Genomic DNA, 10,488 nt, shown 5'->3' on the forward strand with positions numbered 1-10,488 from the left:
ACTCGCGAACACCTCGCCCTCGTAGCAGCCGGGCTTGCCCGCGGGGGCGATCTTGAGAACGCCGACGCCCGCAAGCCGTGCGCCGTTTCAACGAAACGCCGGCACCACGTGCTTGATGAACAACTCCAGGGATTTCTTCTTCTCGGCGTGGGGCAGGCTGTTGTCGCACCAGAAGCTGAACTCGTCGACGCCCAGTTCCTGGTAGTACTTGATGCGCGGGATGATTTCTTCGGGCGTGCCGATCATCGCGGTCTTGTGCAGGCTGTCCAGGGAGAATTCCGGACGTTCGGCGAACTTCTCTTCCGGGCTCGGCGCAAGGAAGCCATTGACCGGCGTGGTCTTGTTGCCAAACCAGGCATCAAAGGTGCGGTAAAACTTCGCGATGGCCCGTGCGCCGACTTTCCAGCCTTCCGGGTCGTTCTCGGCATGCACGTGGGTGTGGCGCAGCACCATCAGCTGCGGGCGCGGCACGCCAGGGTTGTTCGCCAGTGCGGCTTCGAACTTGTTCTTCAGATCGACGACTTCTTCATCGCCCTTCATCAACGGCGTGACCATCACGTTGCAGCCATTGGCCACCGCGAAGTTGTGAGAGTCCGGGTCGCGGGCAGCGATCCACATCGGCGGGGTCTTGACCGGCTTCGGCACGCTGGTGGAAGTCGGGAATTTCCAGATTTCACCGTCGTGGGCGTGGTCGCCTTGCCACAGCGCCTTGACCACCGGCACCATTTCGCGCAACGCCTTGCCGCCTTCGGATGCCGGCATGCCGCCGGCCATGCGGTCGAATTCGACCTGGTAAGCGCCCCGGGCCAGGCCCACTTCCATACGACCGTTACTGATCACATCCAGCAGCGCGCATTCACCGGCTACCCGGAGCGGGTGCCAGAACGGCGCGATGATGGTGCCCGCGCCCAGGTGAATGGTGCTGGTCTTGCCGGCCAGGTACGCCAGCAGCGGCATCGGGCTTGGGGAAATGGTGTATTCCATGGCGTGGTGTTCGCCGATCCACACGGTGCTGAAGCCGCCTTGTTCGGCCATCAGCGTCAGTTCGGTCAGGTCTTCGAACAGCTGGCGGTGGCTGACAGACTCATCCCAGCGTTCCATGTGAACGAACAACGAAAATTTCATGACGCTTACCTCGGATTGTTCTTACCGCGCTGCGGTGTTTTTCGGTATACCGTAATAGAGAGCAGCTACAAGCTTCAAGCTGCAAGTCACGAGCTTCAAGCCAGGGCGGGCAGGGCGCCCATCTTGCCCCGGCAGTAGATCATGGGGCTGGCGGGCTGCTCGGGGACGATCAGGTTCTTCACCGCGCCGACCATGATGGCGTGGTCGCCACCCTCGTACTCGCGCCACAGTTCGCATTCGATGATGGCGGTGGCATTGGCCAGCAGCGGGTTGCCCAGTTCGCTCAGGGTCCACTCGATGCCGGCGGCCTTGTCCTTGCCTTTGCGTGCAAAAGCGTAGGCTTCGCTCTGCTGGGAGCCGGACAGCAAGTGAATGGCGAAGCGCTTGTTCTTGATCAGGGTCGGGTAGGAGTCGGAGCTGTAGTTGGGGCAGAACAGCACCAGCGGCGGATCCATCGACAGCGAGCTGAATGCACTGGCAGTCAGCCCGACCACTTCACCGTCGTCATTGAGGGTGGTGATCACAGTCACGCCAGAGGGAAAAGAGCCCATAACGTTCTTGTAGACGGTTGCGTCGATCATGTTGCTACCTCTGCGGTTCGGTGCCGAAGGCGATAAGTTTTATGTGTCTGATGGTATACCGTAATACCTTTTCTGCAAGTGTTTTTTCTCTCGTCGATCCCGCCCCGGATTTGTTCGATTTCCTCGCAGCCCTTGTAAACCGGCGCTCCAGCCTATGCTGAACCGATTTTTCCTTGTATATCTGAGCCTTGCCGTTGGTAAAAAATACCGTTCAGGCGGTTGTAAAATATTGGCATACCATAATATGGTTGCCTCGCTCGTGAGTGCAGGGATGTGTTTGCGGCGTTGAAAGGCGCGCACCAAGGCCGCAAGGCTCTGCCAGTCGCTTCATGGTTTTAGCTAGCCACAAAGACAAGAATTCAGGCGAAACGATGACTACATCCGAGAATCATGGCGGCAACGCCACGCATTTGATTGAAAACCACACCGTCGACTACGTTCCCCTGGCCGAGCGCCATGGCAAAGCGCGGGATCTGTTCACTCTCTGGTTCAGCACCAACATTGCTCCGCTGCCCATCGTGACCGGCGCGATGGTGGTCCAGGTGTTTCACCTCAACCTGTTGTGGGGGGTGATCGCCATTGCGCTGGGCCACATGATCGGCGGGGTGTTCATTGCCCTGGCGTCGGCCCAGGGCCCGCGCATGGGCATTCCGCAGATGGTCCAGAGTCGTGGCCAGTTTGGCCGTTACGGTGCGCTGTTGATCGTGTTTTTTGCCGCGTTGATCTACGTCGGCTTCTTCATTTCCAACATCGTGCTGGCAGGCCAGTCGATCCACGGCATGCTGCCTTCCGTGCCTCTGCCTGCGGGCGTCGTGATCGGCGCGTTGAGCGCAACGGCCATCGGCGTGATCGGCTATCGCTTCATTCACACCCTCAACCGCATCGGCACCTGGGTGATGGGCGCCGCGCTGCTGGCCGGTTTTGTGATGATCTTCAGCCAGGACCTGCCGCTGGATTTCTTCAGCCGCGGTGGCTACAACCTGTCGGGTTTCCTGGCGACCCTGTGCCTGGGGATCATCTGGCAGATCAGCTTCTCGCCCTATGTCTCGGATTACTCGCGCTACCTGCCGTGCGATATCGGCATTGCACGGCCTTTCTGGGCAACGTTTTTCGGCGCAACCCTGGGCACCACATTGTCGTTCTGTTTCGGCGCGGTCGCCGTGCTGGCAACGCCGGAAGGCACTGAAGCCATGGCGGCGGTCAAGCAGTCCACCGGCGTGCTGGGCCCGGTCCTGATGCTGTTGTTCCTGCTCAACATCATCAGCCATAACGCCTTGAACCTGTACGGTGCGGTGCTTTCCATCGTGACCTCGATCCAGACTTTCGCCGCGAGCTGGACGCCCAGTATCAAGGTGCGGGTGATTTTGGCGTCGGTAATTCTGGCGGGTTGCTGCATCACGGCAGTGGGCGCGTCCGGGGACTTCATCAAGGAGTTCATCGGCCTGATCCTGACGCTGCTGATCGTGCTGGTGCCGTGGGCGTCGATCAACCTGATCGACTTCTACCTGATCAAGCGCGGCAACTACGACATCGCCTCGATCTTCAGCCCGGACGGCGGGATCTACGGCCGCTTCAACCCCCACGCGATCATTGCGTACTTCATTGGCATCATCGTGCAGTTGCCGTTTGCCAACACCGCGCTGTATGTCGGGCCCTGGGCCAATTACCTGGAAGGGGCGGACCTGTCGTGGCTGGCGGGGCTTTTGATCACCTGCCCGCTGTATTACTGCCTGGCGACCCGGGGCCGTTCCGATCAAGCTCGTGCGGCGCGGTTGGGGTATGCGGAGTAAAACGTCCTAACCCGTAGCAGCACGGCTTGCCGGCGGGAGCGGTATGTCTGACACATTGATGTCGACTGACACGCCGCTCCCGCCGGCAAGCCGTGCTGCTACGGGGCATATGGTTCCCCATCAAGGTGTTTCATTTTCGGCCGAATGCCCACCCTGGCGTTCGGCCACCGCGCGTAGCGTCTTGAGCGTCACCATCGGCGCATCGATCACGAACCGGTTGGCCAGCCACGCCGGGATCGCCCCGGCAGGATCGGCCTGCATCTGGTAAGTCACCTCCGTTTCCCTCTCGCCCCTGGGCACCATGATCCACTCGCCGTGCAGTTCGTTGACGCGGATCACACCGTCTACCTCAGGCTCCATGCCCTTGATCGCGCTCAGGTGGCGGATTACCGTGCCGTTGTCCAGCAGCTCGGTCTGCACCTGCAGCACCATGTCCCGCACGCTGGCCGGTGCCGGCAGGTCGGTGGTCAGGTAGACGAAGGTCTTGTCGCCATCCACCTTGAGCAGGCGCATGTCCGCGCAGGCGTAGAGCCATTTGCAGGCGATGGTGAGGTTCTCTTGCAGACGGCTGAGGGTGGGAATGTCGGCCTTGATCCGGGCCACGCCGCGAAAGCTCTGGTAGTCCGAACCGATGGGCTGGCTGAGGTAGACCTTGATGCCGTTTTCGTCCCTGGCCAGTTTCCAGTCTTCGGCCACCGCGCAGGTGAAGTGAGCGGCCAGCAACAGGGCGCACAGGACGGGCAGTGTTTTCATGAGAAGCTCCGGGACTGCACGTTGAGGGCGCGGGTCTTCAGAGCATAGGCGAGATAGAGAGGGGGTGTCCGGACCTGTAGGAGTGAGCTTGCTCGCGATAGCGGTGGGTCAGGCACGGGTGTGGTGTCTGAAACGACGTATCGCGAGCAAGCTCACTCCTACAGGGTTGTAGGTTAAACAGAGACTCAATGCGCCCCGGCGGCCTTGTTCAGGTCGCTCTCGGCCCATTCGGTGTACACGCAGGCATCGGCCGTGGCCCAGCGTACGCGCACCTGGTCGCCGGCCTTGAGCGGCATGCCCGCCGCAGACAACGCCTTGACCGTCATCGAGGTTCCGCCTGCGGTCATCACGGTGCAGGTCTGGCTTTCACCCAGGAACAACACCTCGCCCACCTTGGCGCCGACTTCGTTCCAGCCGGTGGGCAGCGGTTGGGCGGCGGCCTGTTCGACGCTCAGGGCCTGGGCTTTTTCGGGGCGGATCATCAGCAGCACGTCCTGATCTGTGGTCAGTCCCGAAGTCAGGCGAATCGACAGTGGCTGGCCCTCGAACGTGGCCGCGCCATTGCCCTGGGCCTTGAGCTTGAGGAAGTTGGAGTTGCCCAGGAACGAGGCGACGAAGGCATTCGGCGGGTTCTGGTACAGGTCATAGCCGGTGCCCAGGCCGACGATCTTGCCATGGCTGAAAATCGCGATGCGCTGGGACAGGCGCATGGCTTCTTCCTGATCGTGGGTCACGTAGACGATGGTGATGCCCAGGCGGCGATGCAGCTGGCGCAGTTCGTCTTGCAGGTCTTCGCGCAATTTCTTGTCCAGCGCGCCCAGCGGTTCGTCCATCAGCAGGATGCGTGGTTCGTAGACCAGCGCGCGGGCGATGGCCACACGTTGCTGTTGGCCGCCAGACAGTTGGGAAGGGCGGCGATGGGCGAATTGCTCCAGTTGCACCAGCTTGAGCATGGCGTCGACGCGCTTGTCACGCTCGGCCGCCGACAGCTTGCGGATGGCCAGCGGGAAGGCGATGTTGTCGCGCACCGAAAGATGCGGGAAGAGCGAGTAACGCTGGAACACCATGCCAATGTCGCGCTTGTGCGGCGGCACGTTGACCAGGGATTTGCCCTGGACCAGGATCTCGCCGGAGCTTGGCGTTTCGAACCCGGCCAGCATCGACAGCGTGGTGCTCTTGCCCGAGCCGCTGGAGCCGAGGAAGGTCAGGAACTCGCCGTCCTTGATGTCCAGGGAAATGTTGTCCACCGCCGCGAAGTCGCCGTAATGCCTGTTCAGGTTGCGCAGGCTGACGAGGGGCTGTTGCTGATTTTGTGCAGCTGCTGAATCTTTGATCACGGCACTCATGAAGGCATTCTCGCTTCGTTGCGGCGACGCAGGGTCGCGGCGATAAACATGACCAGGATGGACAGGGCGATCAACAGCGTCGAGGCGACGGCGATTACCGGAGTCAGGTCCTGGCGCAGCGTGGTCCACATCTTGACGGGCAGGGTCTGCAGGTTGGGGCTGGCCATCATCACGCTCAGCACCACTTCATCCCAGGACACGAGGAAGGCGAACAGGGCGCCGGCGACCATGCCCGGACGGATGCCCGGAAAGGTCACCTTGAACACCGCCTGAATCCGCGATGCGCCGCAGATCACCGCCGCATCCTCGATGGACTGGTCGAACAGCTTGAGCGAGTTGATGATCGAGATGATGGTGAACGGCAGCGCGACGATCACATGGCTGACTACAAAGGACACCAGCGTGCCGGTGTAGCCCAGTTTCAGGAACAGCGCATAGACCGCCACCGCGATGATCACCAGCGGCACGATCATCGGCAGAGTGAACAGGCCGTAGAGCATGTCGCGGCCCGGAAAGCGTCCGCGCACCAGAGCGAAGGCGGTTGGCAGGCCCAGCAGCACGGCGAAGAGGGTGGTCAGGATCGCCACCTTGAGGCTCGCCAGGGCCGCGGCCATCCAGTCCGGGTTGCCGAAGAACTGCACGTACCACTTCAGTGTCCAGCCCGGTGGCGGAAACACCAGCCACTGGGAGGAGCCGAACGACAGCAGCACGATGAACACGATCGGCAGCAGCAGGAACAGGGCGATCAGCCCGGTGACCGAGTACAGGCCCCAGCGCAGGCGCGGGCTCATGGCATTGGGTGTCAGGAGCATGGCGGGTTACCTCGCGTGGTTCGAGCCGACCGGGGATTCCGGTTGCAGCTTGAGGTAGAAGTAGAACAGCACCAGGGTAATCACGATCAGCAACGCAGCGGCTGCACTGGCAAGCCCCCAGTTGAGGAACGATTGCACCTGCTGGACGATGAACTCGGGCAGCATCATGTCCTGGGCGCCGCCGAGCAGGGCCGGGGTCACGTAGTACCCCAGGGACATGACGAACACCATCAGCCCACCGGAAAACAGCCCCGGGCGGCACAGCGGCAGGAACACCTTGGTGAAGTTGGTCCAGGGGCTGGCGCCACAGATCGAACCGGCCTGCAGCACCATCGGGTCGATGGCAGCCATGGTGGCCTGCAGCGGCAGTACGATGAACGGGATCATGATGTAGCTCATGCCGATTACCACGCCGGTCAGGTTATGCACCATCTCCAGCGGCTGATCGATGATGCCCATGGCCATCAATGCCTTGTTGATCACGCCCGAGGCCTGCAACAGCACCAGCCACGAATAGGTGCGCGCCAGCAGGCTGGTCCACATCGACAGCAGCACGATGTTCAGCATCCAGCGGCCCCAGCCCCGTGGCACCAGGGTGATCGCCCAGGCCAGCGGGAAACCCAGCAACAGGCTGAACAGCGTGACCAGGCCCGCCACCGAGAAGGTGTTGAACAGCACTCGGGCATAGGCCGAGTTGGCGAACAGTTGCTCGTAGTTGCCAAGGCCGGGCGTGGGCTCCAGCACCCCGCGCAGCAAGAGGCCGATCAACGGCGCGAAGAAGAACAGGCCGAGGAAGATCAGGGCCGGCAGCAGGTTGCGGCTGCCTTTCCAGCGTTGCGACAGGGAGGTCGTCTGCTTCATCGTCACAGCCTGGGTGGATGCCGCGCCGGCGGTGCTGGACGCACCACCGGCCGGGTTGGATTGACGGGACGCGATGGCCGTCATTTTCATTTGACCAGCCATTCGTTCCACCGTGACGCGATGGCAGGACCGTTCTTGGCCCAGTACGCGAAGTCGAGAGTGATTTGATCTTCAGGGTAGGCGGTCGGCAGGTCCTTGGCCAAGGTCGAATCCAGACGCTGCACGCTGTCCAGATTGACCGGCGCATACGCGGTCAGGTTGGAGAAATCGGCCTGGCCCCTGGCGCTGGCGGCCTCGGCGATCAGCTTCATGGCCGCGTCCTTGTTCTTCGCGCCTTTTGGCACCACCAGGAAGTCGGCCATGACCAGGTTCTGTTTCCAGCTCACGCCCACCGGTGCGCCGTCCTGCTTGAGGGCGTAGGTGCGGCCGTTCCAGAACTGGCCCAGCGAGGCTTCACCGGAGGCCAGCAATTGCTGGGACTGCGCGCCGCCACCCCACCAGACGATGTCTTTCTTGATGGTGTCGAGTTTCTTGAAGGCGCGGTCCAGGTCCAGCGGGTAGAGCTTGTCTTTCGGTACGCCGTCGGCCAGCAGGGCCAGTTCCAGCACGCCTGGGCTTGGCCATTTGTAGAGCGCGCGTTTGCCGGGGTAGGTCTTGGTGTCGAACAGGGCGGACCAGTCTTCAGGCTTGGCCTTGCCCAGCTTGCTCTCGTTGTAGCCCAGCACGAAGGAGAAGAAGAAGGAGCCCACACCGTGGTCGGACTGGAAGCGCGGATCGATGCGGTCTTTCTTGATGACGCTGAAATCCAGCGGCTCGAGCAAGCCTTCGCTGGCCGCGCGCAGGGCGAAGTCGGCTTCGACATCGACCACGTCCCAGGAAACGTTGCCGCTCTCGACCATGGCCTTGAGTTTGCCGTAGTCGGTCGGACCGTCCTGAACCACGGCGGTCCCGGTGCTCTTGGTGAAGGAGTTGGCCCAGGCCTGCTTTTGCGCATCCTGAGTCGAGCCGCCCCAACTGACGAAGTTGACGCTGTCGGCCGCCATTGCTGCGTGACAAGAGAGCGCCAGTACACCTGCTGTCAGGACCGCTGTTGCACGTTGAATCAACACCATTTTTTCGCCCTCTTTGTTGTGTTTTTTGAGCGGATCGCTTGGTCCTGCACGACATGTCCTGACACTTGGTGATGCTGCGTTGAAAACAGCCTCGGAATGCTCATTTACAACTCGTAAACTCCGCTTCCTCGGCTGTTTTCGCCTTGCCTCACCTTCGCGTCAGAACCTGTCGTACAGAACCCAATGCCCGCCTGTCGGGAGCAATGAGTGCGCAGCCTTGGCAAGCTGCGGACCTTTAAAACGGGGCCTGTCGGGTGGGGTGGAATGAACTGTTTTTGTCAGCCACACCTGACGATAAAATCTTCGGCCTACGGGATGTCATATTATGGTATTCCAAACTTTCTGCAAGCACTTTGCCGTCTCTGATGCCTTGATTTTTTGTGCTTCTGTGACGAACGGAAAGGGAGGTGCCGGGGCAAGTGGCGCACTGCTCATGAGCTGATTCAGTGCGCCAGCTCGGTACCATCAGCCTGTAAATGGAATGCTTTCAACCACTTCCAGATCGTAGCCGGTCAAGCCTGCGTATTTGAGTGGCGGTCCGAGGTGACGCAGCTTGCCGACGCCGATGTCCTGGAGGATCTGCGCGCCGGTGCCGACCTCCGAGTAGATGCGTGACTGCGAGCGAGTGTACTGGCGCGGTGGCTGGGTCAACTGCGGGATACGCTCCAGCAGCGCCTGGGACGATTCGTGGTTGGCCAGCACCACGACCACGCCGCGACCTTCCTGCGCGACCCGCTGCAGCGCAGCCCACAGCGTCCAGTTGGCCGGGCCGTTGTACTCGGCACCCACCAGGTCGCGCAGCGGATCGACCACGTGCACCCGCACCAGCGTCGGCTCCTCACGGCGTATATCGCCCATGACCATCGCCATGTGCACGCCGCCTTCGATGCGGTCCTCGAAGCTGATGAGGCGGAAGGTCCCGTGCACCGTCGGCAGTTCGCGCTCGCCGATGCGCACGATGGTGTGCTCGGTGCTGAGGCGGTAGTGGATCAGGTCGGCGATGGTGCCGATGCGGATGCCGTGTTTCGCGGCGAAGCGCTCAAGGTCCGGGCGGCGGGCCATGGTGCCGTCGTCGTTCATCACTTCGACGATCACCGAGGCCGGGGTGAAGCCGGCCAGCCGCGCCAGGTCACAGCCGGCTTCGGTATGGCCTGCGCGGGTCAGGACGCCGCCTTCGCGGGCACGCAGCGGGAAGATGTGGCCCGGTTGCACTACGTCGTCGGCGCAGGCATTAGCCGCGACCGCGGCCTGTACGGTGCGGGCGCGGTCGGCGGCGGAAATCCCGGTGGTCACGCCGGTGGCGGCTTCGATGGACACAGTAAAGGCGGTGGAGAATACGCTGCCGTTGCTCGGCACCATCTGCTCAAGGCCCAGGCGCTGGCAGTGCTCGTCGGTCAGGGTCAGGCAGATCAGCCCGCGGGCTTCGTTGGCCATGAAGCTGATGGCCTGCGGGGTGCAACGGTCGGCGGCGAGCAGCAGGTCGCCTTCGTTTTCCCGGTCTTCATCATCCACCAGCAGGACCATCTTGCCCTGGCGGTAGTCTTCGATGATGTCTTCGATGCGGTCGAACGCCATACTCGGGATCTCTTTTTATGGAATGAGGGATTACACAGGCAAATCGTGGTATACCATAAGACAGAATATTTCACAGATTCACCTTTTTTGAAACCACAGCATTGACCAAAAGAGCGAGAGCGCAATGAAGGCTTACTGGATCGCCCACGTCGACATCAATGACCCGACGCAATACACCGAATACACCCACCGCGGCCCGGCTGCGTTCAAGAAATACGGCGGCAGGTTCCTCGCCCGAGGCGGCCGCGCCGAAGCCCTGGAAGGCCGCAAGACCCCGCAGCGCACGGTGGTGATCGAGTTCGATTCCTACGAGCAGGCACTGGCGTGCTACCACTCGCCCGAGTATCAGGAAGCCATGAGCCACCGCCAGGGCGCGGCCCATGCCGAGATCGTGATTGTCGAGGCGTTCGAAGGTTGAACGCCTGACTTGGCATGGCTTGCCGGCGTTGGCGATTTCAAGATCGCCATCGTCCGAATGCGGCCCAGAGCAAGCGCGCTCCTACGCGAGAGGTGTCGGTCGCGGATCGTGCAGC

General features: G+C 61.8%; 10 protein-coding genes. 2 read left to right on the plus strand and 8 right to left on the minus strand.

The window, feature by feature from the left end; translation table 11 throughout:
- Positions 1-87: 87 nt before the first annotated feature.
- Both NPS29_RS04070 and NPS29_RS04075 read right to left on the minus strand, forming a co-directional pair.
- Positions 88-1,125, minus strand: coding sequence for an LLM class flavin-dependent oxidoreductase (locus NPS29_RS04070; RefSeq protein WP_274130871.1), 1,038 nt, complete (start codon positions 1,123-1,125; stop codon positions 88-90).
- A gap of 95 nt (positions 1,126-1,220) precedes the next feature.
- Positions 1,221-1,706, minus strand: a complete 486-nt coding sequence (locus tag NPS29_RS04075; RefSeq protein WP_274130872.1) for a flavin reductase family protein — start codon at positions 1,704-1,706, stop codon at positions 1,221-1,223.
- Positions 1,707-2,077: 371 nt separating this feature from the next.
- Here NPS29_RS04075 and NPS29_RS04080 point away from each other — a divergent pair, with 371 nt between their 5' ends.
- A complete protein-coding gene (locus NPS29_RS04080; RefSeq protein WP_274130874.1) occupies positions 2,078-3,496 on the plus strand; it encodes a purine-cytosine permease family protein in 1,419 nt (472 codons plus the stop codon).
- A 120-nt stretch (positions 3,497-3,616) separates the two neighbouring features.
- On the opposite strand, the gene NPS29_RS04085 is transcribed toward NPS29_RS04080, so the two are convergent.
- The 6 genes from NPS29_RS04085 to ribBA form a co-directional block, all read right to left on the minus strand.
- Positions 3,617-4,249 carry an START domain-containing protein gene (locus tag NPS29_RS04085; RefSeq protein WP_274130876.1) on the minus strand — a complete coding sequence of 211 codons (633 nt, stop codon included), beginning with the start codon at positions 4,247-4,249 and terminating at the stop codon, positions 3,617-3,619.
- A 185-nt stretch (positions 4,250-4,434) separates the two neighbouring features.
- The gene (locus tag NPS29_RS04090; protein ID WP_274130877.1) at positions 4,435-5,595 is read right to left on the minus strand and encodes an ABC transporter ATP-binding protein; all 1,161 of its coding nucleotides are present in this window, start codon (positions 5,593-5,595) and stop codon (positions 4,435-4,437) included.
- Positions 5,592-6,407: an ABC transporter permease gene (locus NPS29_RS04095; protein ID WP_274130878.1), complete on the minus strand. Its 816-nt coding sequence runs from the start codon at positions 6,405-6,407 to the stop codon at positions 5,592-5,594. The genes NPS29_RS04090 and NPS29_RS04095 overlap by 4 nt, the downstream gene beginning before the upstream one ends.
- A 6-nt stretch (positions 6,408-6,413) precedes the next feature.
- A complete protein-coding gene (locus tag NPS29_RS04100; RefSeq protein ID WP_274130898.1) occupies positions 6,414-7,358 on the minus strand; it encodes an ABC transporter permease in 945 nt (314 codons plus the stop codon).
- Positions 7,355-8,380 carry an ABC transporter substrate-binding protein gene (locus NPS29_RS04105; protein ID WP_274130879.1) on the minus strand — a complete coding sequence of 342 codons (1,026 nt, stop codon included), beginning with the start codon at positions 8,378-8,380 and terminating at the stop codon, positions 7,355-7,357. The genes NPS29_RS04100 and NPS29_RS04105 overlap by 4 nt, the downstream gene beginning before the upstream one ends.
- A 465-nt stretch (positions 8,381-8,845) precedes the next feature.
- A complete protein-coding gene (gene ribBA, locus NPS29_RS04110; protein WP_274130880.1) occupies positions 8,846-9,955 on the minus strand; it encodes a bifunctional 3,4-dihydroxy-2-butanone-4-phosphate synthase/GTP cyclohydrolase II in 1,110 nt (369 codons plus the stop codon).
- Positions 9,956-10,079: 124 nt separating this feature from the next.
- Between ribBA and NPS29_RS04115 the strand changes: the two genes are divergently transcribed.
- Positions 10,080-10,373 carry a DUF1330 domain-containing protein gene (locus NPS29_RS04115; RefSeq protein ID WP_274130881.1) on the plus strand — a complete coding sequence of 98 codons (294 nt, stop codon included), beginning with the start codon at positions 10,080-10,082 and terminating at the stop codon, positions 10,371-10,373.
- Positions 10,374-10,488: the final 115 nt, after the last annotated feature.

The organism is Pseudomonas putida, assembly GCF_028682175.1.
Taxonomy (GTDB): domain Bacteria; phylum Pseudomonadota; class Gammaproteobacteria; order Pseudomonadales; family Pseudomonadaceae; genus Aquipseudomonas; species Aquipseudomonas putida_AD.